The organism is Fimbriimonadales bacterium (assembly GCA_035559795.1).
Lineage (GTDB): Bacteria > Armatimonadota > Fimbriimonadia > Fimbriimonadales > ATM1 > DATMAR01.
Map to the genome: position 1 here is coordinate 15,048 of DATMAR010000002.1, position 25,687 is coordinate 40,734.

The following is a 25,687-nucleotide window of genomic DNA, read 5'->3' on the forward strand; positions in this document are numbered from 1 at the left end:
GTGCACACCCATGTCATTGCCGCCTTAGACACCCCTGAACTCGAGGAAGCGAAAGCCATCGTCAAGCGACTCGCTCCGTATGTGTTTGCGTTCAAGATCGGCCACGCTCTTGTCCTGCCACACGGGTTAGACATCATCGATGAACTCGAGACAGTAGGGGCGAAGCGAATTTTCCTGGATATGAAATTTCACGACATCCCTACCTCCGTAGCGCTCGGGGTTTACGAAGCTACTCGAAAAGGGGTATGGATGATGACTTTGCATGCTTCGGGTGGAAAAGCGATGATGGCTGCTGCGATAGAAGCCGTTGCCGAAGCTGAGCCACCCATCCCTCCCATTCTGCTTGGAGTTACCCTTCTCACGAGTATTGATGACGAGGTTCTGCGTCATCAACTCGGAATCGAAAAGGACGCCTCATCCTTTGCACACCATTTGGGAAAACTTGCCATCGAGTCGGGGTTAGATGGTTTGGTTTGTTCTGGTCATGAGGTCGCTCGTTTTCGAGAGGAGTTAGGGCACGAACCGGTTCTGGTAGTTCCCGGTATACGTCCGGTGGGAAGCCCCCCCGATGAGCAGCGCCGAATTACCACTGCGGGGGATGCTATTTCTGCCGGAGCGAATTACGTAGTCATTGGCAGATACTTAACGAGTTCAGGCTCTCCGGAAAAGACGCTCGCGGAACTCGGCTTGTGATATGCAAGAAGATTTGAAAGATATCAGAAGGAAGATTCTTCGTTGGTATCGCAAAAACGAAAGAGAACTGCCTTGGAGGAAAACGAAAGACCCTTATAGGATTTGGATAAGCGAAGTAATGCTGCAACAAACGCGCGTGAGTGCAGTCATCCCTTATTTCGAAAAGTTTATTGAGAGATTCCCTACGTTGAAAGAACTCTCGAAAGCGAGCATCGAAGACGTGTATCGAGTTTGGCAAGGTCTCGGATATTACAAAAGAGCGCGAAACCTTTTGGAAACTGCGAAAACCTGTTCCACTTCTCTTCCGGCGAATAAAAAAGAATTAGAAAGACTTCCAGGAATAGGAAATTACACAGCATCTGCAATTGCTTCGATTGCCTACGGAGAGCGTTGCGCTGTCGTAGACGGCAATGTGATGCGAGTTCTATCTCGAGTTTTCTGTTTGAAAGTAAACGGAGTAAAACTTCAAAGGAAATGCGAAGAACTTAGCCTGAGCCTTATGGGAAAAAGCGAACCGGGACGTTGGAATCAGGCTCTTATGGAACTCGGCTCCGAAGTTTGTCAACCGAAAAACCCAAAATGCGAGATATGCCCGATTCACGAAGAATGCTCGGCATTAAGAAAAAATGTAGTGCTTAGATTTCCCCCGAAGAAAAATAAGAAAGAGAAAAAGATTCTACATCATGTTTGTGTATGCTCGGTATGGAATAGAAAAATCGGTGTAAGACGAATTCCGCGCGATAACTGGTGGGAGGGGTTATATGAGTTTCCGAAAACGACAAAAACATCCTCGGAAAGCGACGGCGATATTCTGCGGAAATTAGGCTGCAAAAAGGGAATTTTTCTTATATCGCTCCCCCATACGATTACTAATCATAAAATATTTCTCAATGCGTATTTGACTTTTGAACGTCTCCCCGACGTAAGTTATATAACTCCTCGAGGTTTGATGAATCTTCCCATGCCTTCAGCGTATAGAAGGGTGGCTACCTCTCTCCTTGAAAGTCTCGATTTGTCGGGTAGGAAAAAGTAAATGCCGATAGAGCCAATGACCATTTACGTCGCAATCGGCGTTCCAGTCATTATTTTATGCTTTGCTGCGATGTTCTGGTTTATCCGTAAATATAACTTAGCCAAAAAGACACTCGTGGTTTCGATAGCGACGATGGTGATTTCAGGAACGTTTTTGTTTTTAGATTTAGTCATAGGATTAGGACAGATGGTTGCTTTCTATATCGGGATAGTTATCGCAGTTGCGGTGGGGATAATGCTAAGACGAGTCTTGAACGTCTTAGAATAGTCTAATCTCCATAAATATTCGTACACGCAACCCTATTTATTCGCTTTGAGCATTTTCTCGAAACTCTCTACTAAATTTTGCATTCCAAAACGAATCGGGTCTGTAACAGGCAATTGCGTTTCGTTTTGTGTTCGCTCGATGAAGTCGCGAGCCTCTGCGTCTTCCAAAGAGATGTATTCAGTGCAATGCCGATGACATTCGGTCTGGGAAACACACCGCAAGCCTCGGACAAATCTTGATATAAACCAATCAGTGCTTTTAACGGAGGGATTCTTACCCAAGGATGGAAGCGAATCGTCTCCTGTTTTGCACGAGCCACCATGAGCAAATGCGTCGGCATCGCTCCACGGAGAAGCGCAAGATTGGCGCTTGCCGCAGGATGACAAAGAGAACCTTGACCTTCGACTAAAATTACGTCAGCATCTTTCGAAGCATTCATAACTTCCGATTCGATTGCACCAGCAGCATAATCAACGCGAACTGCATCAATCGCAACACCTCTTCCAGAAATGCAAAGCCCGACCTGCCCTGTCGCAACGAAAACGGAGCGCCATCCTCGCTCCCTAAGTACATTATGCAACTCGATCGTCGCAGTCATCTTTCCTACCGTCATATCCGTGCCGACACTAAGAATTCTGGGAATATCGAGCAATCTTGCCGCGCCAGTGCCGGGTTTCAAACCTGGCGGCTCTACCCTTATGTCTAGAATCCATCTCCCTTTTTGCAGAGCCTCTAAAAAGAAGGGGTCGTTTTCCATGCGTGCGTGAAGGGGATTTACTAAAGAAAAACCGATCTCTAAGGCATGTCTAATTTCATCTCGCCATTCTTGCGGTAGCATTCCGCCTGGGGGGGCTATTCCTATGATTAAGATTTCCGCTCCTAATCTCTTTGCCTCGTCAACCGTTGACACGATAGGCGCATAACGAACTCGCGGAAGATAATCTTGAGGGTTGCATCCAGCAAGTTCGCGGTCAACGATTGCGACAACCTGCGCCCTACCATATCGCAGCATCCCTTCCGCCAATTTTCCGAAAGAGCCGGCTAATTGGCCATGCGTAAGCAACGCCACTTTCGCACTCTCATCGAGTGGAAAGTTCATCGAAATGAAACTCCTAATCCTGGGTTCATGCTCAAAATCAATCGTCCTTGGGACATTTCAAGACCATGAACCGGGTCTGGGTTCATGTTGAGATGACTATCTAAATCGATATATTCTGCCCCCCTTGCAATGCTTGCTGCTGCGGCAATCGAAAGAGAACTTTCACCGAAACACCCCAACATCACTCGTAAACCCAATGCGCGTGCTACATGAATCATCCGCATCCCTTCTATAATTCCGCCGCATTTCATCAACTTGATGTTGACACCATCGCAGTACTTGGAAACCTTTGCGACCTCTTTCGAATTCCAAACACTTTCGTCTAAAAAAATCGGTAACTTTCTTTGCACATACAATAAGGGCATTTCTTTATCGCATTCATAAGACAAAGGCTGCTCGATATATTCGCATCCTCTATGCGCCAACCATTCGCACATCACGATCGCATCGGAGATATTCCAGCCACCGTTAGCGTCTACTCGTATCTTTATTTCTTTGTATCCTGCAACTTCCGAAATCCCTCGCTGAACCGCGAGAAAGCGTTCCTTATCCGCTTCGATTCCGTCTTCCCCGCCGAGTTTTAATTTTATGTAGGGAGAATCGTAAGACATTAGGATCTCTTTCGTTCGCTCACGAACGAATTCGGGTGAATCCAAACCGATCGTAATGCTCGTTGCCCGAGTCTCCCTTTCCCCTCCGAAGAGTTGCCAAAGCGGCATCCGCGCCTTTTTTCCCACCCAATCGAGGCAAGCGTTTAAAAGCGCGGCTTGAGTTGCAGTTCCTATCCCATGTTCCCGCGCTAAGTCCTCCATTTCAAGATACTTATGTGGAGTGAAATCTTCTAACTTTTCCGATAAAAGTTGAATTTCTTCTAAAGATTTCACGGCACTTTGAGGGTGACGGTAGCCTATTTCAGCCATCTCGCCATATCCCTCGATTCCGTCATGACGGATGGTTATGTATAGGTTTTTGGAGATTTCAGATACTCCTCTCGCAGTGCGTAGCGGTTTCTTTCTTGGTATTTCCAATATACGAGATTCGAGTTCCATCCCAGAAATCTTATCCTACATCTCTATCAGGTAACGAAAGGGCTTTTTATTGCCGATAAAACTATAAACCAATAGTGGTTGCTTCCACGCGTGCTTATGAACTCGCACGCCAATATCTAAAGGATGTTTCATGGCATTATCCATTGACCCATCATCTGTTCGACGATACATCGAAAGATCGCTCAACGACTTGCCAGCGTTGCCTTCGATCGTTACGAAGGTACTAGAGTTATCCGAGAATCCCGAAACATCGGCATCCGAGCTCGAAGAAATCATTCTCGCCGACCAAGCAATTACAGCTAAGTTCCTTCGGGTTGTCAATAGTGCTTATTACGGATTGGCTACACAGGTGACGAGCATCTCTCATGCTGTCGTGATTCTCGGATTCCAACAAGTGAGAAACATCGTTTTGAGCATGACGGCGATGAGCCTTCTCAAAGCACGCAATAAGGGAACTATAAATATATTGCATTCGTTTTGGAGACATTCGTTCGGCACAGGTGCTGCAGCAATTCAACTCGCGAAAATTAAAAAAATTCCCGCCCAACAAAGAGACCTTGTCCATGTCGGTGGAATACTGCACGACATCGGACAACTTTTTCTCTTTGGAAATTTCACGGAACTTTACCGCCTTACTTTGCAACTCGCTGCGACCCAATCCATTTCCATACACGAAGCAGAAAAGAAAATCTTAGGAATTACGAATGCGGAAGTGGGAGGTCATTTAGCTCAAGCGTGGAATTTTCCAAAAAACCTCGCAGACATCATAGAATTCCATCACGGACCGTTCGATGAATTGCCAGAACACACGATAGCCATCGTTCACGCCGCAGATTATCTCACGAAATGCTCGGGAAACGTTTTACCTAGCGGAATAGATCCGATGGACGAACATGTGGAACAATGGCTCAACTTACAGCCGGAAGAAATACCTTCTCTCTTGGTGCACATTTCCAAAAAGATAAAAGACGCAGAAGAATTTTTCGAAATCTTTTAGGAAACACAGCCTTTTACCCAAGAGTTATTAAGAAGAAACGATCCCATCAGTCACTTGTCTGCTGCGCCAGACAAAGAAGTATAATTTCTGTCTAAGCCCCCGTCGTCTAGCGGTCAAGGACGTCGCCCTCTCACGGCGAAGGTCGCCGGTTCGAATCCGGTCGGGGGTACCAAAATCCGATAGATACGTTCTACCGAAATGCTTACCCCCCGCGTTAGTGCGTAAAGTCCACGTATAAATTCACAATACCTATATAAAGCTCATATAAAGCTCACAAGTCTTTGCCCAAAACCGTTCCATAAAAATCCGCCACGAACGTTTTGAACTCCGGCTTTTGCAATAAAGGTCGCCACCAATCTTGATGTTTTACATACCACTCGACTGTCGAACGCAAGCCCTTCTCGAAAGGAACTTTCGGTTTCCATCCTAATTTTTTTATCTTGTCGCAATTCATACTATAACGTAAGTCATGTGCTTTTCCCCTCGGGTCAGGAATAAACCGTATCAAATCTTTAGGTTTTTTCAATATATCCAAAATCATTTCTGTGATGTAAATATTTTTTCGTTCGTTTTTATCCGCAATGTTATAAATCTCCCCCTCTTTTCCGTATCGTAAGGCGACATCTATACCCGAGACATGGTCTTCTACGTGTATCCATTCTCGCACTTGATTTCCATCACCATATAACGGCACGACTTTGTTATCGATCAATCGAGTGACGAAGAACGAGATGAGTTTTTCCGGATATTGATAAGGACCATAAGTATTCCCACCTCTCGTAATGATAACAGGCGTCGAATAGCTTACGAAATGCGCTCTGCACAGTAAGTCCCCCCCTGCCTTGCTCGCGCTATAGGGTGTGTTAGGACGCAATGGAGATTCTTCTGTAAATTCACCCTCCGTAATCGAGCCATAAACCTCGTCCGTAGAAACATGAACGATTCTTTTTACGTTCGTTCTACGCGCACAAACCAATAAATTATGAACTCCGATGACATTCGTCTCTAAAAATTCTTTCGAGGAAAGCAGACTGCGATCGTTGTGTGTTTGCGCCGCGAAGTTTACTATGGCATCTATTTCATCTTCCCTTAATATTCTCGTTACGACATTTTCGTCTTCTATTCGCCCTTTATAGAAGCGAAAACGGGGATGGTCGCGTATGTCGCTAATCGTAGTTAAATTTCCGGCGTAAGTCAGCGCATCTAAAACGAAGATTTTATCCTGCGGATAATTCTCCAAAACATAACGACAATAATGACTGCCTATGAAACCTGCACCGCCTGTAACTAAAATATTCATGAGGGGATTTCTTTATACTCGAAACGGCGAATCGGGATTTTCTTCATGCCGAATTTCATCAACGGGATTTTGCCTTCCCCAACCGCCATAAAGAGCATTTGGAACATTCAAAATCCATGCCTCTTTTTCACCGATGTTCTTGTACGCGTGCACGACGCCGGGAGGGACGATTACAAACGTCGGAGCATGTTCGCCCACTTCCATGCGAATCTCCGCTGGGGGATAGCCGGAGCGATTCTCCCATAAGCAAAGAAGAAACTTTCCTGACAAAAACACAAACCCATCCGTTTGTTCTTTGTGTTCGTGAGGGCCCCGAACGACTCCCTGTTGCGTAGAACTAACATATGCCATCACCGGGCGAAATCCTTCCGGCAATTCGTCTTCTCGAAATGCCTCGACCAGCCATCCCCGTCTGTCTTCGTGTCTATTTAAGTGCCTCACGAAAACCCCCGGCATAATTTCTTTATACATATTCATCGGTTTTCGATTTTACATGAATCCAAGGGATCGGTTTTTATGAATTATGTTGTAGCGTTTATCAACGCAACGTAAACCGGATAACAAAAATAGTCCCGAAAAAAAGTATAAACCCGAAAGCAAGATTGATGGAAAATCGTTTAACCACCAGCGCTTTTTAGCGCAAGCATCAAACTCCTCATGTTCAATCGAGTTCCGAGTTTTTGTTCGTAATTAGGATTCAAGCCGTCAATGTTATCCCCCGATTCGTTGACGATGTCGCGAATCACGTCGGGAATCAGCACGGGCTTTATGTGGGAGAGTCCTGCAGCCAAAGCACCTACAACGAAAGGAGAGCCGAAAGAGGTCCCAGACCAAATCCCCATCGTCCCATCCCACCAAAAACTCACGATTCCGGTCGCTGGCGCTGCGGATTCCGCAGTTCCATCCCAGTTGCTGAAAGAGGCTTTGATATCGTATGGGTCTACACCGGTCACGCAAATGCTTTCACTATAGCGAGCCGGAAAATCCGCTCCCTCGTGATTGCCATTTCCTACTGGTGCACAAATGACGAGACCATTTTCGTCCGTCCAATCTAAAACATCGCTCAATGCCTTGACTTGTTGTTCCGAGCCGAGGCTTACGTTTGCCACTTCTGCGCCGTTGATTACCGCAAAGGCTAAACCTTTGATGATTCTCCACGCGGTCGAGTATCCGTCACTATCCGCGACGCGAACGACGACCAATTGCGTCGTAGGGGATAACATCGCGACGATTCCTGCCACCATCGTTCCATGTCCTACACCTTCGTCTTTTTCTCCATCACCGTCGGAATCCGTGTTTTTCGGTAGGTCCCAAGGTTGTTCATTCGGTTCTACTACATTTAATTTCGCTACGACTCTAAAGAGCAAAATGGGCTGATAAGGAGAGATACCCGTATCTAATATCGCCACGCGCACGCGACGATTGTAACTCGAAAGAAAAGAGGGGGGGACATATTCGATCTGTTGCAAAACATTTTTATTTTCTTCGTAGAATGTTTTCGAATCGCCGACTACTCCTATCGTCGTTCCTTTTCCTGCTCCGATATGCTCGGGCATGATTACGGTTTGATCTTCCTCTGCCCAGATAATTCGCGGGTCGTCCAGCATATCTTGTTGAATTAAATCGGGGTCCACTCCATCGGGGACTTGATAATAAACGAAGGGAGCGGGATCGGTCGTATCAATAAGAGTCAACCCGTAATCTACCGCAATTTGTTTCGCATCCGCGCCAGGCGCAAGACGACAAATCAGGAAGTTAGCAGAAAAGGCAGTTTGGAAAAGAAATAAACAAAGGAATAAAAAGATTTTTTTCATGCGGCTTTCTCCTGTTCGAGAGATTTAGAACGATAACCGGCAAAAAGAGTCATCGGCGCCCAATAATAAGGATGGGGCATCTCATTTTGCACGGATTTCTTTGCGTTGTTCAAGGACTCTAAAATCGTATTTCCTTCAATCAATTTCCTGTAATAAGGGACGACGAATAAACTCGCTGCGCGGTCGTCTAGACCCCATAAACTCGCTATCACCGACGCTGCGCCTTTCGCTAAAAATGCTCTGACGAAGCCGTCCGGCTCAGTTCTAATTATAGCGCTCAAACCCCCTGTTTCGCAAGCCGAGAGAGTTACCAGTTCTACGCGCATCGGGCTTTTCACGATTTCGGCAGCCGTCAACTTCCCACCCGCAAAATCTAAATAAGAGAACATCGGATTTTCGCGATTCAAATGCGCATGGGTAGCGACGTGGAGCAAATCATAACTATCTACTTCTAAGGATTTGCGCACTTCCTCGATATGTGTGAAGTAATGGGCATCGGGGAATAGTCGTTTCAGTTCTTCGAGTTCTTTCTCGATATAAGGCAAATCTTTCGTAGGGTAAGCCCAAAATGCTACCCTCGGATGTTTTCTCAGTGTAAGGAACGCACCTTCAGAGGAAAATTGCGGACTCAAAGATAAAATCGGCTCTCTTCTTCCATCGAATAAAACCGACCATGGGACTCTCCATAAAATTCCGTCAGGGCAAATTGTCTCTTCCCTATTCGTGGAAAATTCTTCCGGAAACAACTTCTCGCGAACGATTCGGGCAATAGAATCGACCCCTTCTCGAGAAGAGTCCCCCCCAGTCATAGGAGACAACAATTCGAAATAAAGATATCGTAAAAATTCGGAGAGTTTTTCCGAGGTTGATGGAATCTTTTGCGCGCGTTCATTCCTTAGAATATAGATATCCTTACCTGTATCTACGTAGATTAGCCCTTTACTCTCACCCATGACGGCTAAACCGCCAAGCACACGCTGGACGTTTCGAAGGCTCTCCGTCCATTTCCGCTGCATTGCGAGAAACTCTCTATTTCGAAACGTGCTTCGCGCTATCGCGGTTCCTGGAATTTCAGTCCTGAGTACTCGATTCCATTCGTCTCGGAGAGTACGCAGCCTGTCCATATCCTCTTTCGAAAACGCCTTCGTGGCTAAAAGAATTTCATCCAACAAAGTCGCCGAACGCGTTGCAGATATCACATTTCGTGCATCTCTAATCGTTTCCGGGCGCGCTCGGGAAAGAAGCTCGTCGAGATACCTACACAACGCTTCTTGCTTATCCCGCAAAAAGGCGGCTCGCGAATAAAGCGATGTCATCAACATGCGCTCATCCAATAAAACACGAAACATCTCTTGAAAATATTTCAGTCTCTGTTTCGACTCCGAAATCAAAGCCTTCAAATAGTAAACACGCCAAAGCAGGGAACGATATCCTCGTCGCATGATCAACTCATTCGCACGGCTTATCTCTTTATCCGCTTCGAATCCTTTGAGAAATTTTGTATAGGCGAAAATGAGCAATGTGTTGGCAAGATGCCAATCCGAGCCGCTCTTCGAAAGCGTTTTAATCGCGCGTTCCCCCTCTGTAAGTGCATTTTGCAAATCGTTTTTCGAGATGTAAACTTCTGTTAAAGCGCTGATACATGCACCAGCCCATACGCGATTATTCAATTTTTCGTATGCTTTCTCGGCACGTTTCAAATATCGTATCGCATTCGCAGTTTCACCGAGCGCGGCATAGCAGGAGCCTAAACCCAAATAACAATTCGCTACGTTCAATTCGATGCCATGCGCTTTTTTTCTGGATAGTGCGTTTCGATAACAAGACAATGCCTCCGTAAATAGATTCAGGCGGTAATAAGCATCGCCTATGCTTTCCTCGATTCGAACTGCGTCTACATCGGAAAGTTCTTCGAATGTATCGCGCAAACGGAGCAATTTGTCCAATGCATCGTCTAATCTTCCTGAAAGCATATCCGCTTGGGCTATATTTACAGAGCACAAAAACACATGATATCGGTCTCCGAGTTCTTGAAATATTTGTTGCGCTTCGTATGCGAGTTGCCGACATTTTTCTAAATCCCCCCCGTATAATTCTGCGGTAGAAGCACCTAATTTAGCCGCTGCTGCCTCTCTGCTCAATCCCGAACATTCTAAAATGCTCGCTGCTTCATTTAGAACTTTTCTCGCCGCTTCGTATTCGTCTCTCCATAAGTACGCATTTCCGACATTCACCATAATGCGAGCCGCGAGTGCCTTTTCTCCGTATCGAGTAAGTTCTTTGATAAGCCTCTTCCCCAAGGATATCGCCTCTGAGGTTTTACCCATACGAGCCAAAGAATCTACGGCGCCTGCAAGAACACTGAGAGACTCGATTCTGTTTTTTGCCAACTGCGATGCAGAACGAAACGACTCGACGCTTTCCATCCAACGGCCTATGCATCTTTCTCCTAACCCCTTTGCGCGAAATACATACATCGGGTCTTCAGAATAAGGCAAGACGACATCCCAATATCGCGTGAATTGATATGCGCGTCGAGGATTCGAGCCAGCGAGTTTCGCGGCGGTTTCGAAAAAAACTTTCCCTAATTCTTTCATTTTCGTGCCACATTTCGAAAACAGTTTTTTTGCTTCCCGACGCGTCGTAATCTTTTCGAGTTCCTCAACCACTTCTCTGGCGTTCATTGTTTTCTACACTCGGTGCAGGAATTTCTACGGTAATTCCAGGGCCTTCGAGTGTAAAAGTCGTTTGTTTCAATTCTTTTGCCAAGAACGAAATTCGCAGTGCCTCATCCGGCTCGATTCGTTTCCCTCGTACTTTAACCTGCCATTCTTTCGAAGGCAGACTACTGATAACTTCCCAACCTTTTTCAGTTTTAACGTACATAACCCGCATGCGGTGGTCATCCCAAGAATATATGTTTTGAAAACTTCCCTGATGCGCCGCCCGAATTCCTTCCATCGCCAATGTAGAACTGACCAACTGCGCTCTTTGGGCTGTTCTTTGCTGGAAGATATCTTTTGCTTTTTCTATGACATCCTCCGGAGCGTCGAAGCGCGAAATCTTCGCAGTCCCTACAATTCTTTTAAACTGCTCTAATTTTTCCGAGCAGTTCGGGCACTTTTTCAAATGCTCCAATGCCTCGGGATGCTCTTCTCCGATTGCAATCCCCACCAATTCCTCGCTGAACCGAGAACAACCTGTTTTCTCCGCCATACCTTTTATGAGCCTCCCCCCGTTGCCTGTGATACAACTTCCTGCTCGAAAAACCCCTCTTTTTGGAGAATTTTTCGTAATTGTTCTAAGCAGCGGGCTCGAGTCGGTCCGATAGCGCCAACAGGCATCCCCGTCATTCGTGAGATTTCTTCGTAAGAAAGATTTTCACGCGAAAAAAGAACCTCTAAAAGTCTTTTACAACGGTCTGGAAGCGATCGAACTGCTGCCCATATCTTATCGCTTTCGAGTGCTTCAATTGCCATTTCTTCGGCGGAGCGCTCTTCCAACACCAGTAAATCTTCGAGGGTAATTTCCTCAGGGACTTCTCCTTGATGCTTCGAACCCAATCGTCTCACTCGCAAGGCTTCACGGGATGCGGTCACGGCTAACCACCTCGATAAAGCCTTCGGTTCGTTGATGTTTTGCATGTTTTGATATAAAGCGACAAACGTCGTTTGGAAAACATCGTTGCAATCTTCCGTTTGCAACCCCATTCGGGCAGGGATGGAGTACACGAGATTCTGGAAATGTTCGACTAATTTGTTCCAAGCCTTGTTGTCTCCACGCTTGGCACGTTCTAAGAGAATCCCTACGTCGGAGAAGCGATCCTTCAATCTAAGGAAGATTCTACTCTTTTCGCGTTGTCCTTTACGATTTCAGCGATTCTTTCCGGGGTTAGCCCGAACTCTTTGTAAAGCCTTTCGTAAGGTGCGCTGGCTCCGAAACGGTCTAAACCTACGACGACTCCTTTATCTCCTACCCAGCGCTCCCAGCCTAATGTCGCTCCTGCCTCTACGCTCACGCGGTTTTTAATATGGGGGGGCAAGACGGTATCTCTGTATTCTTTTTCTTGTTTTGCGAATAAATCCCAACTGGGCATACTCACGACCCTCACAGGAAACCCCTGTTCCCGAAGGAGCGCCTCCGCTTTCAAACAAATCTCGACTTCAGAACCCGTGCCGATGAGAATGGCTTCGGGGGGGGATTCAGGTTCTTTTAGAATGTATGCACCGCGCATCGCGTCATCCGTATCCGGCGTGCATAACGAGACCTTTTGGCGGGTGAGAATAATCGCAGTCGGGGCGTCCAACGAGTTCAATGCAACTTTCCAGGCGCATTTCGTTTCGTTCGCATCCGCAGGTCGGAAAACCCTCATATTCGGTATCGCTCGCAAGGATGCGAGATGTTCGATAGGTTGATGAGTCGGTCCGTCTTCACCTAACCCTATCGAGTCATGTGTAAAAACGAAAATAGAACCTAATTTCATCAACGCAGCCAAACGAATCGTCGGACGCATATAGTCGCTAAAAATCAAAAACGTTCCTCCGAATGCGCGATATGCACCGTGGAGATTAATCCCGTTGATAATGCAACCCATCGCATGTTCTCTCACTCCGTAATGAATGTTGCGTCCTTCTCGTTTATCCACTTGAAAATCGGGATATTCCTGCAGAATCGTTTGGGTAGATTCCGATAAGTCCGCGCTCCCTCCGAGAAGTTCTGGCATTTTCGTGCAGATACTATTCAATATCTTCCCGCTCGCAGCGCGTGTCGCTAACGCAATTCCGCTATTCGGCTCTCCGAATATAGGCAGATCTTTTTCCCAACATTCCGGTAAACGACACTCGAGTCTCCTAATTAAATCAGGATATTTTTGTAATTTATTTTCCGATTCGATTCGTTCTTTTCGATGTTTTTTCCCGATTTCTCGCATGTGTGCGAGTACTTCTTCCGGCACGTAAAATGGTGGCTCTTGTGGAATACCGAGAATCTCTTTTGCTTTTTTCACTTCCTCCGCCCCTAAAGCCGCTCCATGCGTTCTCGCTGTCCCCGCGAAACTCGGGCTGCCGAAACCGATTGTCGTGTGACAAATAATCAAACTCGGTTTTTTTCTCTCCTCTTTCGCTTTCACCAAACAAGCGTCCACTTCGTTCACATCCATTCCGTTGCATGTTTGGACATGCCAACCATAGGCTTGAAAACGCGCTGCGACATTTTCTGTAAATGCCAAATCGGTGCTACCGTCAATACTCACCCGATTGGAATCGTATAACGCAATCAAGTGACCTAACGCGAGATGACCTGCAATAGATGCAGCCTCGTGGCTTACCCCCTCCATCATGTCTCCATCGCTGCAAAGAACATAGGTGCGATGATTTACGGTTCCGGGAAATTCGTTGCGAAGTTTTTCTTCCGCAATTGCCATCCCAACTGCCATTCCGAAGCCTTGACCTAATGGACCGGTTGTTGCCTCCACGCCGGGAGTCAAACCATGTTCAGGATGCCCGGGTGTTTTGCTTCCCCATTGCCGAAAGTTTTTAATATCTTCGAGAGATAAATCGTAGCCTGTTAGATATAAAAGGCTGTAAAGGAGCATTGACCCGTGCCCTGCGCTCAGAATGAAACGGTCTCTATCGAACCAATGTGGCGCTTCGGGATCGTAGCGTAAGTGTCGCGCAAACAAAACGTAGCCTATCGCTGCTGCACCCATTGGCATCCCTGGGTGTCCACACTTCGCCGCTTCCACAGCATCCATGCTGAGACCACGAATCGTGTTGATGGTGAGTTGCGCTATATCCGGGGAAGAAGATGTTCCCATGGAGGCTACTTATGCTACCTCCAATGAACCTTTCGCGGTATAACCGTGAGACACTCGAAGGAGGAAAACATGCGGAAAGTTACGATAAGTACTTGTTGCTTTCTTTTTGTAGTTTCGATTGCCACAGCACAAACCGAGACCGAAAAGATGATGGAGATGGGAAAGCCCGGGAAATACCATAAAATCCTCGACTCGTTGGCTGGTGATTGGGATGTAGTAGTCAAATACAAAATGGAAGGAAAAGAACAAGAAGGGAAAGCTACCCTTCAATCGAAATGGATTTTAGATGGCAGATTTCTTCAGCAAGAATACAAAAGCAATTTTATGGGCTCGCCTTTTACGGTAATCCAAATTCTTGGGTACGACAACCAAAATAACGAGCCTTTCGTGTTCCATATCAATAGCATGGAAACTGGCGCGCTTCATACCAAAGGAAAGATTTCAGAGGATGGCAAGGTGATTACCACTTCCGGTGAATTCATCGATTCGACTGGCAAAAAGTCGAAACTGAAAATGGTTTTCACGATAAAAAGCAAGGATAAATTCACATTGGAATGGTTTCAGATGCAAGAGGGAAAGCCAGAAGAACGTATAGTAATTTTGGAGCACACGAAAAAAGCCTCACCTTGATGAGGTGGAGATAGTAGATAACAGTTTGTTATCTCTAAATTCGACAGTAGCCTCAAAAGCATGAGAGCAATGGTTTTGCCTCGTTTCGGCGGTTCGGAGCTTTTCGAACTCCGTGAGGTCGAAAAGCCCAAACCGAGTTATGGCGAAGTGCTCGTAAAGGTGATTGCATCGGCGGTCAACCCCGTGGATGCGAAAATACGAGCGGGAGGTACTTGGGCAAAAATCGAACCTCCCGCCATCCTCGGATACGATGCCGCGGGAATTGTCGAAGAAGTCGGACCAGGAGTAAAAGATTTTCAGGCAGGTGACGAGGTGTATTACACTCCCGAAATCTTCGGGAACCCTCATGGCACGTATGCAGAGTTCAATGTAGTTCCTGTTGCAATCGTCGCGAAAAAACCCAAAAATCTATCTTTCGAAGAAGCCTCAGCAATTCCCTTGGCGGGAGGCTCTGCGTGGGAAGCGATCGTGAGGCGCTTGCAAGTGCGCATCGGTGAAACGGTTCTTATCCACGGGGGGGCTGGAGGCGTAGGCTCCTTCGCAGTTCAGTTCGCGAAAGTTGCAGGCGCACGTGTACTCGCTACGGCGAGCGCTCACAACTTGACGTTTTTAAAGGAATTAGGAGCAGACGTCGCAATAGATTACAACTCCGAAGACGTGACCGAAATCGCTCTCAAAGAAACGGATGGCGTTGGTGTTGACGCTGCTTTCGATATAGAAGGTCCGGATTTAGTTTCTCGTTGTTTGAGGGCTGTGCGCCCCTTCGGACGAATCGCAGCCATCCTCCCGCCACAGGGAGACTTAACGAGACTTTACATGAAAAACATTACACTTTATGGAGTTTTTCTAACGCGCGAACGAAAACGCCTCGACGAAATGCGTCCGCTTTTCGAACGTAAGCTCGTTCGACCCATTATAGATGTAGTTCTCCCCTTGGAAGAAGTAAAGAAAGCGCACGATAGAATGGACACTCGCCACGGTCGTGGAAAAATCGTTCTCAAGATTGCGCAATGAATTCACATCTTTCTGCCCAAATTAATCCAAGGAAATAAAAATCCCTAAAGAATCAAGCAAATAAAAATCTCTAAAGTAATCCGCTTCCCCTTCGAGCGAAGCGAAAAGGGGAACCTATGAGGAGGGGGTGAAATTCTTTTTCTTACCAATGATTTAGAAAATAATTTGAAAATCTATCTCTTCCTCTTGCTTACGCATGGGAAGCACGTTTATTTTTGAATATCACTCGAAATCGCGAATGAAATTCTTTGTTTTCTACATTTCACTCATGCTCCTCGTAGCAAGTGTTCTGGTAGAATTTCATCAGTCGTAGGAGAATTTTATGAAGTCAACCGTAATTCTTTCCGGCGCACGAACCCCGATAGGCTCTTTCATGGGCTCTCTCTCCTCTTTATCCGCCCCGAAGTTAGGTGCGATAGCAATCAAAGGCGCCCTCGAGCGTGCGAAAGTACGACCCGAACAAGTGGACGAAGTCCTTATGGGCTGTGTTCTGCAGGGCGGTATCGGTCAAGCCCCCGCACGGCAAGCAGCAATCTTCGCTGGCATCCCTGAAAGTGTTCCCTGCACTACGGTCAACAAAGTTTGCGGCAGTGGGATGAAAACCGTGATGATGGCAGCACAGGCTATCGCTTATGGAGATGCAGAGATCATCGTTGCAGGAGGAATGGAGAGTATGAGTCAGACACCCTATGCTCTTCATAAAGCGAGAACCGGATATCGCATGGGTCATGGCGAATTGACCGACTTGATGATTTACGACGGTCTTTGGGATCCTTATAAGGACATTCACATGGGAAACGCAGGTGAGTTGTGTGCACGAGAATGCGGGATTCCAAGATCACGACAAGACGAATATGCCGCAGAAAGTTATCGTCGTGCGCTCGCTGCACAAGCGGAATGCAGATTACAAGAAGAAATCGTTCCCGTGCAAGTTCCTCAGCGTAAAGGAGACCCGATTATCGTAGATACCGATGAGGAACCGGGACGAGGAAACATCGAAAAACTCCCCACATTACCTGCCGCATTCGAAAAAGAAGGCACGGTTACTGCTGGCAACGCGAGTAGCATCAACGATGCCGCTGCTGCATTGGTTGTCTGCTCAGAAGAAAAGGCTAATGAATTGGGCTTGAAACCAATGGCGCGCTACATCGCACATGCTCAGCATGCGCAAGCCCCTGAATGGTTCACTACTGCACCGGCTTTCGCAATACAAAAACTTTTAGAAAAAACAGGCAAAAAGATTTCTGATATAGATTTATTCGAGGTAAACGAGGCATTCAGTGTCGTAGCGTTGGCAGTCGCCGATAAGGTCGGAATTCCTCACGATAAAATGAACGTGAACGGAGGAGCCGTCGCATTAGGACATCCGATTGGAATGACAGGCACTCGCCTGATTTTGACACTCATGTACGAATTGAAACGACGCGGAGGCGGCATCGGCATCGCAACACCTTGCATCGGTGGTGGCGAGGCAACCGCTGTAATGATCGAAGTCCAAAAATCATAGACGAACTTTAGCGACTCATTCGCGCCTTAGCGCGCTTCTACTGTTGTTGACAAAATCACCCACCGACTTTAGCTTTGTTTGTAAAACAAAAATACAAACCGAAAAAAGTAACGCATAATGTAAAAAGTCAAGTGCCAAATTTGGAGGTAACTATGCTCTCCAATCGATACTTCGTCCTATTACCTCTTGCTGCCCTCGTAATCCTCGTCGGATGCCAGCAGCAGCCTAAAACCGAAGAAACAACGTCTACCGCCCCAACAGCAGGCAAAGAAGCAGAAATAGACCTGAAAAAGCTCGTCGCAGAAAGAAAAAAACAGGCTATAAATGAAGGCAAATACGAATGCTGTCTGAAACACCCATGCGACCAGTGTCTCATCAACATGGAAATGTGCCCTTGCGAAGAAAACGTGAAGGCAGGGAAAGAAGTCTGCCACGAGTGTAAAGGTGGCTGGATGGCTGGGGATGGTCACATGGAAGGCATCAAGCCGGAAGACGTTAAGGTAATGCCGCGAACGGGTCCCGAGATGGAACACGATATGGAACATTAGTCAAAAAAATTTGGGTATAGTGATTGTTCTCGAGGAAAAACTAACTTGGGAACCGCATTTTTGAACTCGTGAAACCGCTCCGAGCAAATTCCCTCTCGGAACCCTTTTTCACGTTTCTCAGCTCTATAAATCAATCGGATTCGGTTGCCTTGGTGTTTAGCCGTACACCCGATAATTCAAAACCATGAAAGTTCCATACGAACAAACACGTCTCTACGCTCTTCGCCATAGCGCGGCGCACCTCTTGGCTCAATCTGTGCTGCAACTCTATCCGAACGCTAAACTCGCTATCGGTCCTCCCATCGAGAATGGTTTTTATTACGACTTCGATTTCGGTGACGAAAAAATCAGCGAAGAGGACCTTCCGAAGATAGAAGCAAAAATGCGCGATAACGCGAAGCGCAATTTCCCTATCGTGCGCGAAGAGATGTCACGGGAAGAGGCAAAAAAACGCATCCTCGAATTACACCAAGACCCTTACAAACTCGAACTTCTCGAAGATATCCCCCCCAATGAGCCGATTACTTTTTACACGCAAGACGGCTTTACGGATTTATGTCGCGGTCCTCATGTGAAGTCCACGGGGGAAATCGAACATTTCAAACTTTTGAGCATCGCCGGTGCGTATTGGCGCGGAGATTCTAAAAACAAAATGCTCACGCGCATTTACGGAACGGCATTCGAAACGAAAGAGGAATTAGAACAATTCCTTCATAACTTGGAAGAGGCAAAAAAGCGCGACCACCGCGTTTTGGGTCGCGAACTCGGTTTGTTTTTGTTTTCTCAAGAAATAGGCTCCGGTCTTCCTCTATGGCTTCCTAAAGGGGCGATTATCTGCGAGCAAATGACGAAATTCCTCAAAGAAGAGCAACGAAAAAGAGGATATCTGCCCGTCGTAACTCCGCACATCGCTAAAAAAGAATTGTTCGAGAAGTCGGGTCACCTCGTAACATACAAAGACAAGATGTTTCCCTTTATGGAACATGAAGATGGCGAGGTGTTCATTCTCAAGCCGATGAATTGTCCTTTTCACATCGAAATCTATCGCTCCGAATTGCGCAGTTATCGCGATTTACCGTTGCGTTTTGCCGAATTCGGAACGGTGTATCGCTTCGAGCAAAGCGGTGAATTAGCAGGGATGTTGCGCGTTAGAGGTTTCACACAAGACGATGCGCATCTTTTCGTGCGCACCGACCAACTTCTCGAAGAGTTCAAAGGCGTCGTAGAACTCACGATGACGGTTCTCCGAAAATTGGGTTTGCACGATTTTTCTGTGCGAATAGGAACTCGAGACCCGAAAAGCAATAAATACATCGGTACGGACGAAAACTGGAAAGAGGCGGAAAGCGCAATCCTTCGCGCCTGCGATGAAATGAACCTCGATTACGATGTAATGGAAGGCGAAGCCGCATTTTACGGTCCTAAATTGGATTTGATGATCAAGGATGCTTTGGGTCGTACCTGGCAGATGGGAACGGTGCAAGTGGATTACAACTTGCCGGAACGCTTCGAATTGGAATACATCGGCGAAGACGGTAAACCTCATCGTCCCGTATTGATTCACCGAGCGCCATTCGGTTCTTTGGAGCGAATGGTGGGGCTACTCACGGAGCATTATGCTGGAGCATTTCCTTTCTGGCTTGCGCCTGTGCAGATTGCAATTTTGCCGATTACGGAGCGAAACGTCAGGTATGCAAACGAGGTTCGCGACAAACTTCATTCTACGCACCCGGACTGGCGAATAGAAGTAGACGATTCGAACGAACGCTTAGGCAAAAAGATTGCCGTACATCAAGCGCAGAAAGTTCCCTACATGTTGATTGTGGGAGACAAAGACGAGCAAAACCGAACGGTCAGCCCACGTTCTCGTGAGAAAGGGGATTTAGGAGCGAAAAGTTTAGAGGAATTCGAAGAACTCGTAGAATGTTGATTGCTGCTTAATCTCATTGGGGATATTTCCCCGAAATTCTAATCGACTATTTCAAGATAAATTTAAGATACAACACTCTTTTCTGCCATCGCAATCAAATCTCGGGGGGGGATGAAGGTAACGTTTTCATGAACTGTCGTCAACACCTCGACTGTCGCATCTTCGTTAGACTCCAAAAACACACCGATAATCTTTTCCACTAATTCTTCCGGAGTCGAAGCGCCCGAAGTGATGCCAATCACCGGATAATCCTTCTTCCACTCCTCCAAAATCTCTTCGGGCTCTATCAATAAAAAGGCTGGAACGCCATAAGACTCCGCAACTTCTCTCAAACGATTCGAATTGCTGCTCGTTTTGCTCCCCACCACTAGCACCAAATCGCTCTTTTCCGCCAACAACTTCACCGCTTTTTGCCGATTCGTCGTTGCATAACAAATGTCTTCTTTATCAGGCGTTTCCAAATGCGGAAAACGTTTCTTCAAAACATTCATGATTCTTTCGACTTCGTCCACGCTTAATGTTGTCTGCGTCAAAACGGCTAACTTCCCGTTTTGCACTTCGACATTCTCTGCCTCTTCCACGCTGTCCACCAAAACGATTCGCTCGGGAGCCTCTCCCATAGTCCCTTCCGCTTCTACATGCCCACGATGACCGATGTAAAGCATTTGATAACCCAACCTCGCATAACGTTGCGCTTCTCGATGCACTTTCGTTACTAAAGGACACGTTGCATCGATTACTTTTAGATTTCTATCAGCCGCCTGTCTTCGTATTTCAGGGCTAACCCCGTGCGCGCTGAACACGACTGTAGAGCCTTCTGGTATTTCCTCGATATCCTCGACGAAAATCACTCCTCTTTTTTCGAAATTTCGAACCACGTGCTCGTTGTGGACTATTGCATGACGAACGTACAAAGGCGAACCATAAACCTGTAAGGAAAGGTCTACGACTTCGATAGCATAAGCAACCCCAGCACAAAATCCACGGGGTGAGGCAAGAAGAATTTTTTGCACGCGTTTTATATGATAACCGTATTCATAAGACTATAACAAAGAATCGACAAAAAAAATGCCTCACCGTTTCAATAGGTGAGGCATCAAGATAAGAAACCTTACCCGCCAGCCATCTGGCGTGCTTTTTCCATTTCGGCGACAATCACATTCACGGGTGCCGCGCCGACCATTCTATGAACTTCCTTCCCATCCTTAGTCAAAAAGACCATGGTGGGATAGGCAGTGACATTGAATTGGTCTACGAGGCTGCGATTTGCGTCACCGTCTATGTGGCAGAAAACGTAGTATTTCGCCATGGCTCGGAACTCTGCAGTTGGGAAGACCTCACGGGCCAACCATTTGCAAGCCCCTCACCATTCGGTGCCGAAATCGAGGAACACCATCCTGTTCGATGCTTTCGCCGCCTTCAGAGCTTCATCGAGATTCGTGTACCACTTTTCGAGGTCATGTCTTGCATATTCGACTTTCTTTGCACCAGATGGAGCCTCGAAAGTGAATACCGAGTTATCGAGTTCTGTCTGACCGAGTTTGATTTCTTTTGCGAGAATGATGACCTCGCTGGAATCACCCGCTCGGGCTGCCTTGAACGTCGCACCTTGCGCAACCCCAGTCGCGGGGTCGATAAAGAACGTCGCCACCTTGCTCTTGTTTGCATCCACGGTGAAACTGACAGGGATGACTTTCAAACCTTTCACGACGGTTTGCTTACCGATAGTGGCGTCCTTTACTGATTTAAATTGGTCTTTCAGGAAAAACGCAGCCCAAGGAGCGACGTCCTCTTGCATAAAATGCTCCATGATTTCTTTCAGTCCGCCGGGATATTCCACATATTCGTTACTGTCTTTGTAATATTCCCAGACAGTTTTGCCATCCGTTAGAATGAAACCCTTCGGCGTGACAATTTTCGCCATCCCTGGGCGACTGAAATCTATACGATATTCCTGAGGTGCTGATGGGATTGCCTGTACGGTGAAAACCACCGATAAGGATTTGGCGTCTTGCAAAGCGGAAACATGTTTAGTCAGTAGGTCCGTCCCGCTCCTTTGGGGAGTGATGAGCGATAGACCCAAGCCGACCATAATTAGAGCATTCATATTCCTTTCCTCCGTTCGGATTTAGCCATTATGGAGATTATATCTTATTCTCGCCGGACTTGTTCACCTTCCATCCTATCGAATGAAGGTATATCATGAACGTTCGAATGAGGCGAGAGGCTCCATCGAAATCGAAAATCCCCCTTCTACTCATCTTTGCTCTTTACATTGTGCTTGCGCTCGGATTCATTCAAGTTACTCCGTATAGAACAGCAGGATATTTGCCTTATCAAGGTTATCAGAAAGACATAGGGGCACCGGATGAGCGCCAACATGTGAATTACATCCGAACCCTCGCTCATGTAAGAAGATTTCCAGTTTTTGGTGAAGGGGAAGGTTACGAGACCTATGAGTCGCATCAACCCCCGCTTTATTACTTGCTTTGTGCTCCATTGAGTGCAATCGTCGGCACGGAAAATTTAGCACTCGAAATGTGGACTCTGCGCTCCGTGAATGTCGTTTTGGGCTTGTTTGTCGTTGCGCTTATGTTCAAAGTCGTGAAGGGATTTACGAATGACGAGGGAGTCGCATTATTCTGTGCCGGCTTTGTTGCTTTATTACCGATGTTTCTTGCGCTATCAGCGGCAGTCAATAATGACATCCTGCTTTATTTGATCGGACTGTGGAGTTTCGCCATCATTGTAGAAGCATGGAATAAGGGTTGGAACACAAAACGTGCATCTTGGTTGGGACTTAGTCTTGGATTAGGGTTGCTCACAAAAACCAGCGCACTCGTTTACTGGATTCCTGTGCTTGCGAGCATGATTCTTTGGAAATCGTATAGAGCGCAATTGCGATATATTATTTTAACTTTTGCTCTCGCTTTACTCATCGCATCGCCGTGGCTTATACGAAATTATCTTCTTTATGGTGACCCGCTCGCAATTCGAATATTTCAAGAGGCATTTCACACTTATCCAGCTTCGAAGGCAATTGCCGATTCGGGCTTTTGGGGATATTGGCTCGAATGGGTTGCGCTTCGTGCGCTTTGGAGTTTTTGGGGCGTCTTCAGTTACTTCGAAATTAATATGGAAATGTGGGTGTATTGGTTATTATCCATCCCTGCAGCATTGGGAATATTAGGGTTTTTAGTGCGTATTTTCACGAAAAATTCTGTCTTTACAAAAAACCCTATGGAGCGCTCTTTCCATTGTCTAAATTTTATTTTGTTCGTTATCGTTCTTTACACTTTTATACAATTCAACACGGTCTATTATCAGGCGCAAGCAAGATATCTATTCCCTGCTCTAATCTTTTTCGTTTCCATCGTTGGTTTCGGATTTCGAACGATTTCGGATGGTCTATCTAAACTTATTTCGGAATCGAGGGTATGGTTTTCAGGGCTCGCAGGTGGCTTTCTTTTTTTATTGTTCGTGGCTGATATGTATTGCTTGCTCTGGCTTCTGCCTATAGGTTTTTACAGAATTACGCATCCGGAAGAGTTGCAGTCAATAAAGTATTCCACCGACACATAATATTCACCGACACCGATTGTAAGAGTACAATCGTCTTTAGAGATAAAGATGGGAGTTGAAATTTGGCTTGTTTTTGTAGCAATCCTCGTTGTCATTTTCGCCATCTGGGGATATAACTCTCTCGCCAGAATTCGCAACATCGTGCGAAATGCATGGGCGGATATAGACGTACAATTGAAACGACGCGCCGATTTAATTCCTGCATTGGTAGAAACCACGAAAGGATATTCGGGATACGAGCGCGAGGTCCTCGAGCGCGTAACGGAAATTCGCAGCAGAGCAGAACGTGGCGAATTAGGACCCTTAGAAAGAGCGAAACAAGAAGAAGAACTCGGACAGCGAGTTCATTCGTTGCTTGCGGTCGTGGAAAACTATCCGGAATTGAAAGCGAGCGCACAATATATGCGTTTGCAACAAGAACTCAGCTACACCGAGAACAAAATCGCGGATGCGCGGCGGTACTATAATGCCGCTGTTCGAGACCATAACATCATGCTTCAAAGTTTTCCTTTAGGATTACTCGCAAAGCTTTTCGGGTATAAGCCTCAAGAATATTTCGAAACCGAAAGCGACGAGCGAGAAGCCCCGATTGCCAAGACGACATGAAAATACTTCGCGTTTTCTATGTTTTCGTTTTTTCCGTTTTCTCCACTTGCATCTTCGCCCAAACATCTCCATATGTTATAGACGACTACTTCGTGGAGATGGAATGGCGAAAAGATTCCTCTCTGAATGTTCGAGAGACGATTACCGTTACCTTCCGCGAATCGCGTAGAGGAATCTTTCGCAAAATTCCTTTCGATTTGCCTGCGAAATCCGGTTTCACCCGAAGGATTATTATCGAAGGCATCGAGGTTACGGATGAAAATGGCAATCCTTACACCACATTGATAAGACGCGAAGGAAACTATATCAATATTCGCATCGGAGACGAGAATAAATGGCTCTCACCAGGCACGCAAAAGAAATATGTCATCTCTTACAAGGTTTGGAACGCGACGAACTGGTTTTCAGAAGCGACGGAATGGGAGCCTTACGCGGAATTGTATTGGAACGTCATCGGAACGGAATGGGACACGGAAATCACAAACAGTGGTTTTCGCTTGCGTTTTCCTAAAGTAGAGAAAGGGCATCGCGTACGCGCTCGTCTTTATGCCGGTTCTTACGGCTCAGTAGAGTATAAGGAAGTTATAGCCGTCGGAGAGAAGAGTTATGACGAAAAATATGCAACAACCTTCGAACTACATGACAACGAAGTCATCTGCAGAAGAGAAACATCGCTCTATACGGGGGAGGGATTGACCGTCGTCCTCGATCTTCCGTTCGAGTATATTCAAAAGCCCCCCCCTCTCAAAACGATAGAGTTCTTCCTGCTCCCCAATATCGGATTGGCAATTCCTCTTTTCATGCTCGTGATCATGTGGGCGCTTTGGTCGCGATTCGGAAAAGACCCTTATGGAGGACCGGTCGTCGTCCAATACGACCCCCCCGAAAACCTATCCGGTCCGGAAGCGGGAGCGATGATCGACGAGCGCGTAGATCGCAGAGATTTGGCGGCAGGAATCATCAGTTTGGCTGTCAAAGGCTATTTGGATATCGAACCAGAAGAAAGCGGCTTACTTTTCAAAAAACGAACCGCAACTCTCATTTTGAAAAAAGACGAACCTGGTGAAGATTTAACGCCTTTCGAAAAAGAACTATTTACGCTTTTGCATAGGATCGGAAAAACCATTACAGAGAGTGATTTACGAAAAGAAATTGCACCCAAGACGTATTCCCTTTCCTCTTCGCTCTATCGAACACTCGTAGAAAAAAACTACTATTTGAAATCGCCAGAAAAGGTTCGAATTGCTTGGTTGATAGGAGGAATTATCGTCGTCGTATTGTTGGCGTATGCGAGTTTTGTGCTTTCACCACTTCCGAGTGCGATTCCTCCAATCATCGGGGGGGTTCTCGGTGCGATCATCATTTGGTTTTTTGCTCGAGAGATGCCGCAAAGGACACGCAAGGGTGCACAGGTTCGGCAATACGTTTTAGGATTCGAAGAATTTATCCGACGTGCGCGTGGAGCGGAATTCGACTGGATGTCCAAAAAGCATCCCGATTTATCTCTTTTCGAAACCTATCTTCCCCATGCAATCGCTTTCGGACTCGCTAAAGAATGGGCAGAGGCTTTCCGCGACGTGCTGACCGAACCTCCGAATTGGTATCGAGTTCCGAGTGGAACGACGTACAATTGGGCTTATCTAAGTACTGACTTGGATAACGTCTCGAGTCAGTTGGCGACTGCAATGACGACACCGCCGAGGTCTTCTGGAGCAAGCGGTGGCTCATCCGGATTCGGAGGAGGTGGATTTTCGGGTGGCGGCTTCGGAGGAGGTGGAGGAGGAAGTTGGTAGAATAAAATCA

Annotated in this window: 23 protein-coding genes, 1 tRNA gene and 1 pseudogene; 13 read left to right on the forward strand and 12 right to left on the reverse strand. The window is 46.6% G+C overall.

All coding sequences use genetic code 11. The features are described from left to right. Genes pyrF through VNK96_00100 form a run of 3 tightly spaced genes read left to right on the forward strand, consistent with a single transcriptional unit; the run spans position 1 to position 1,993 of the window. Positions 1 to 693: an orotidine-5'-phosphate decarboxylase gene (gene pyrF, locus VNK96_00090; GenBank protein HWP30119.1), complete on the forward strand. Its 693-nt coding sequence runs from the start codon at positions 1 to 3 to the stop codon at positions 691 to 693. Between the two features lies 1 nt (position 694). Beyond that, positions 695 to 1,726 (forward strand): A/G-specific adenine glycosylase, encoded by a 1,032-nt coding sequence (gene mutY, locus VNK96_00095; protein ID HWP30120.1) that lies wholly within the window; start codon positions 695 to 697, stop codon positions 1,724 to 1,726. Continuing rightward, a complete protein-coding gene (locus tag VNK96_00100; GenBank protein ID HWP30121.1) occupies positions 1,727 to 1,993 on the forward strand; it encodes a hypothetical protein in 267 nt (88 codons plus the stop codon). A gap of 70 nt (positions 1,994 to 2,063) precedes the next feature. Here VNK96_00100 and VNK96_00105 read toward each other — a convergent pair whose 3' ends face one another. Continuing rightward, positions 2,064 to 3,092, reverse strand: coding sequence for a DUF1611 domain-containing protein (locus tag VNK96_00105; protein ID HWP30122.1), 1,029 nt, complete (start codon positions 3,090 to 3,092; stop codon positions 2,064 to 2,066). After that, a complete protein-coding gene (locus VNK96_00110) occupies positions 3,089 to 4,141 on the reverse strand; it encodes a dipeptide epimerase (GenBank protein HWP30123.1) in 1,053 nt (350 codons plus the stop codon). The genes VNK96_00105 and VNK96_00110 overlap by 4 nt, the downstream gene beginning before the upstream one ends. Before the next feature lie 130 nt (positions 4,142 to 4,271). Between VNK96_00110 and VNK96_00115 the strand changes: the two genes are divergently transcribed. After that, the gene (locus tag VNK96_00115; GenBank protein HWP30124.1) at positions 4,272 to 5,138 is read left to right on the forward strand and encodes an HDOD domain-containing protein; all 867 of its coding nucleotides are present in this window, start codon (positions 4,272 to 4,274) and stop codon (positions 5,136 to 5,138) included. Between the two features lie 95 nt (positions 5,139 to 5,233). Next, a tRNA-Glu gene (locus VNK96_00120) sits at positions 5,234 to 5,310 on the forward strand. Between the two features lie 99 nt (positions 5,311 to 5,409). Here VNK96_00120 and rfbB read toward each other — a convergent pair. The 7 genes from rfbB to tkt all read right to left on the reverse strand — a co-directional run bounded on the left by rfbB (position 5,410) and on the right by tkt (position 14,067). Further along, entirely contained in the window at positions 5,410 to 6,438 is a 1,029-nt protein-coding gene (gene rfbB / locus VNK96_00125; GenBank protein HWP30125.1) for a dTDP-glucose 4,6-dehydratase, read from the reverse strand. Positions 6,439 to 6,450: 12 nt separating this feature from the next. Continuing rightward, a complete protein-coding gene (locus tag VNK96_00130; GenBank protein HWP30126.1) occupies positions 6,451 to 6,915 on the reverse strand; it encodes a dTDP-4-dehydrorhamnose 3,5-epimerase family protein in 465 nt (154 codons plus the stop codon). Positions 6,916 to 7,055: 140 nt separating this feature from the next. After that, positions 7,056 to 8,252, reverse strand: coding sequence for a S8 family serine peptidase (locus VNK96_00135; GenBank protein HWP30127.1), 1,197 nt, complete (start codon positions 8,250 to 8,252; stop codon positions 7,056 to 7,058). Continuing rightward, positions 8,249 to 10,936 carry a CHAT domain-containing tetratricopeptide repeat protein gene (locus tag VNK96_00140; protein HWP30128.1) on the reverse strand — a complete coding sequence of 896 codons (2,688 nt, stop codon included), beginning with the start codon at positions 10,934 to 10,936 and terminating at the stop codon, positions 8,249 to 8,251. The genes VNK96_00135 and VNK96_00140 overlap by 4 nt, the downstream gene beginning before the upstream one ends. Continuing rightward, on the reverse strand, positions 10,914 to 11,468 hold the full coding sequence (locus VNK96_00145; GenBank protein ID HWP30129.1) for a hypothetical protein: 555 nt from the start codon (positions 11,466 to 11,468) through the stop codon (positions 10,914 to 10,916). The genes VNK96_00140 and VNK96_00145 overlap by 23 nt, the downstream gene beginning before the upstream one ends. Positions 11,469 to 11,473: 5 nt before the next feature. Next, positions 11,474 to 12,082 carry a sigma-70 family RNA polymerase sigma factor gene (locus VNK96_00150; GenBank protein ID HWP30130.1) on the reverse strand — a complete coding sequence of 203 codons (609 nt, stop codon included), beginning with the start codon at positions 12,080 to 12,082 and terminating at the stop codon, positions 11,474 to 11,476. Beyond that, the gene (gene tkt / locus VNK96_00155; GenBank protein HWP30131.1) at positions 12,079 to 14,067 is read right to left on the reverse strand and encodes a transketolase; all 1,989 of its coding nucleotides are present in this window, start codon (positions 14,065 to 14,067) and stop codon (positions 12,079 to 12,081) included. The genes VNK96_00150 and tkt overlap by 4 nt, the downstream gene beginning before the upstream one ends. A gap of 69 nt (positions 14,068 to 14,136) precedes the next feature. Here tkt and VNK96_00160 point away from each other — a divergent pair, with 69 nt between their 5' ends. The 5 genes from VNK96_00160 to thrS all read left to right on the forward strand — a co-directional run bounded on the left by VNK96_00160 (position 14,137) and on the right by thrS (position 19,696). Beyond that, complete coding sequence (locus VNK96_00160; GenBank protein ID HWP30132.1) at positions 14,137 to 14,697, forward strand: DUF1579 family protein; 561 nt, start codon at positions 14,137 to 14,139, stop codon at positions 14,695 to 14,697. 60 nt (positions 14,698 to 14,757) lie between these two features. Beyond that, on the forward strand, positions 14,758 to 15,711 hold the full coding sequence (locus tag VNK96_00165) for a zinc-dependent alcohol dehydrogenase family protein (GenBank protein HWP30133.1): 954 nt from the start codon (positions 14,758 to 14,760) through the stop codon (positions 15,709 to 15,711). A gap of 322 nt (positions 15,712 to 16,033) precedes the next feature. Continuing rightward, complete coding sequence (locus tag VNK96_00170; protein ID HWP30134.1) at positions 16,034 to 17,218, forward strand: acetyl-CoA C-acetyltransferase; 1,185 nt, start codon at positions 16,034 to 16,036, stop codon at positions 17,216 to 17,218. Positions 17,219 to 17,370: 152 nt separating this feature from the next. Further along, on the forward strand, positions 17,371 to 17,766 hold the full coding sequence (locus VNK96_00175) for a hypothetical protein (protein ID HWP30135.1): 396 nt from the start codon (positions 17,371 to 17,373) through the stop codon (positions 17,764 to 17,766). 184 nt (positions 17,767 to 17,950) lie between these two features. Beyond that, on the forward strand, positions 17,951 to 19,696 hold the full coding sequence (gene thrS, locus VNK96_00180; GenBank protein HWP30136.1) for a threonine--tRNA ligase: 1,746 nt from the start codon (positions 17,951 to 17,953) through the stop codon (positions 19,694 to 19,696). Between the two features lie 62 nt (positions 19,697 to 19,758). Here the strand turns inward: thrS and ispH are convergent, their stop codons facing one another. The 3 genes and pseudogenes from ispH to VNK96_00195 all read right to left on the reverse strand — a co-directional run bounded on the left by ispH (position 19,759) and on the right by VNK96_00195 (position 21,803). After that, on the reverse strand, positions 19,759 to 20,709 hold the full coding sequence (ispH, locus tag VNK96_00185; protein ID HWP30137.1) for a 4-hydroxy-3-methylbut-2-enyl diphosphate reductase: 951 nt from the start codon (positions 20,707 to 20,709) through the stop codon (positions 19,759 to 19,761). A 98-nt stretch (positions 20,710 to 20,807) separates the two neighbouring features. Then, a pseudogene (locus VNK96_00190) lies at positions 20,808 to 21,047 on the reverse strand (thioredoxin family protein). Positions 21,048 to 21,059: 12 nt separating this feature from the next. Further along, positions 21,060 to 21,803: a hypothetical protein gene (locus VNK96_00195; protein ID HWP30138.1), complete on the reverse strand. Its 744-nt coding sequence runs from the start codon at positions 21,801 to 21,803 to the stop codon at positions 21,060 to 21,062. Positions 21,804 to 21,898: 95 nt separating this feature from the next. On the opposite strand from VNK96_00195, the gene VNK96_00200 reads away from it, so the two are divergent. The 3 genes from VNK96_00200 to VNK96_00210 are packed head-to-tail and all read left to right on the forward strand — an operon-like array spanning position 21,899 to position 25,677. After that, positions 21,899 to 23,278 (forward strand): glycosyltransferase family 39 protein, encoded by a 1,380-nt coding sequence (locus VNK96_00200; protein HWP30139.1) that lies wholly within the window; start codon positions 21,899 to 21,901, stop codon positions 23,276 to 23,278. 48 nt (positions 23,279 to 23,326) lie between these two features. After that, positions 23,327 to 23,884 carry a LemA family protein gene (locus VNK96_00205; protein ID HWP30140.1) on the forward strand — a complete coding sequence of 186 codons (558 nt, stop codon included), beginning with the start codon at positions 23,327 to 23,329 and terminating at the stop codon, positions 23,882 to 23,884. Further along, complete coding sequence (locus tag VNK96_00210) at positions 23,881 to 25,677, forward strand: DUF2207 domain-containing protein (protein HWP30141.1); 1,797 nt, start codon at positions 23,881 to 23,883, stop codon at positions 25,675 to 25,677. Before VNK96_00205 ends, VNK96_00210 begins: the two co-directional genes overlap by 4 nt. Positions 25,678 to 25,687 lie beyond the last annotated feature (10 nt).

Excerpts from the sequence above, each read along its gene's own strand:
- mutY (HWP30120.1), top strand. The coding sequence starts at position 695 with ATGCAAGAAGATTTGAAAGATATCAGAAGGAAGATTCTTCGTTGGTAT.
- VNK96_00100 (HWP30121.1), top strand. The coding sequence starts at position 1,727 with ATGCCGATAGAGCCAATGACCATTTACGTCGCAATCGGCGTTCCAGTC.
- VNK96_00105 (HWP30122.1), bottom strand. The coding sequence starts at position 3,092 with ATGAACTTTCCACTCGATGAGAGTGCGAAAGTGGCGTTGCTTACGCAT.
- VNK96_00110 (HWP30123.1), bottom strand. The coding sequence starts at position 4,141 with ATGGAACTCGAATCTCGTATATTGGAAATACCAAGAAAGAAACCGCTA.
- VNK96_00115 (HWP30124.1), top strand. The coding sequence starts at position 4,272 with ATGGCATTATCCATTGACCCATCATCTGTTCGACGATACATCGAAAGA.
- rfbB (HWP30125.1), bottom strand. The coding sequence starts at position 6,438 with ATGAATATTTTAGTTACAGGCGGTGCAGGTTTCATAGGCAGTCATTAT.
- VNK96_00130 (HWP30126.1), bottom strand. The coding sequence starts at position 6,915 with ATGAATATGTATAAAGAAATTATGCCGGGGGTTTTCGTGAGGCACTTA.
- VNK96_00135 (HWP30127.1), bottom strand. The coding sequence starts at position 8,252 with ATGAAAAAAATCTTTTTATTCCTTTGTTTATTTCTTTTCCAAACTGCC.
- VNK96_00140 (HWP30128.1), bottom strand. The coding sequence starts at position 10,936 with ATGAACGCCAGAGAAGTGGTTGAGGAACTCGAAAAGATTACGACGCGT.
- VNK96_00145 (HWP30129.1), bottom strand. The coding sequence starts at position 11,468 with ATGGCGGAGAAAACAGGTTGTTCTCGGTTCAGCGAGGAATTGGTGGGG.
- tkt (HWP30131.1), bottom strand. The coding sequence starts at position 14,067 with ATGGGAACATCTTCTTCCCCGGATATAGCGCAACTCACCATCAACACG.
- VNK96_00160 (HWP30132.1), top strand. The coding sequence starts at position 14,137 with ATGCGGAAAGTTACGATAAGTACTTGTTGCTTTCTTTTTGTAGTTTCG.
- VNK96_00165 (HWP30133.1), top strand. The coding sequence starts at position 14,758 with ATGAGAGCAATGGTTTTGCCTCGTTTCGGCGGTTCGGAGCTTTTCGAA.
- VNK96_00170 (HWP30134.1), top strand. The coding sequence starts at position 16,034 with ATGAAGTCAACCGTAATTCTTTCCGGCGCACGAACCCCGATAGGCTCT.
- VNK96_00175 (HWP30135.1), top strand. The coding sequence starts at position 17,371 with ATGCTCTCCAATCGATACTTCGTCCTATTACCTCTTGCTGCCCTCGTA.
- thrS (HWP30136.1), top strand. The coding sequence starts at position 17,951 with ATGAAAGTTCCATACGAACAAACACGTCTCTACGCTCTTCGCCATAGC.
- VNK96_00195 (HWP30138.1), bottom strand. The coding sequence starts at position 21,803 with ATGAATGCTCTAATTATGGTCGGCTTGGGTCTATCGCTCATCACTCCC.
- VNK96_00200 (HWP30139.1), top strand. The coding sequence starts at position 21,899 with ATGAACGTTCGAATGAGGCGAGAGGCTCCATCGAAATCGAAAATCCCC.
- VNK96_00205 (HWP30140.1), top strand. The coding sequence starts at position 23,327 with ATGGGAGTTGAAATTTGGCTTGTTTTTGTAGCAATCCTCGTTGTCATT.
- VNK96_00210 (HWP30141.1), top strand. The coding sequence starts at position 23,881 with ATGAAAATACTTCGCGTTTTCTATGTTTTCGTTTTTTCCGTTTTCTCC.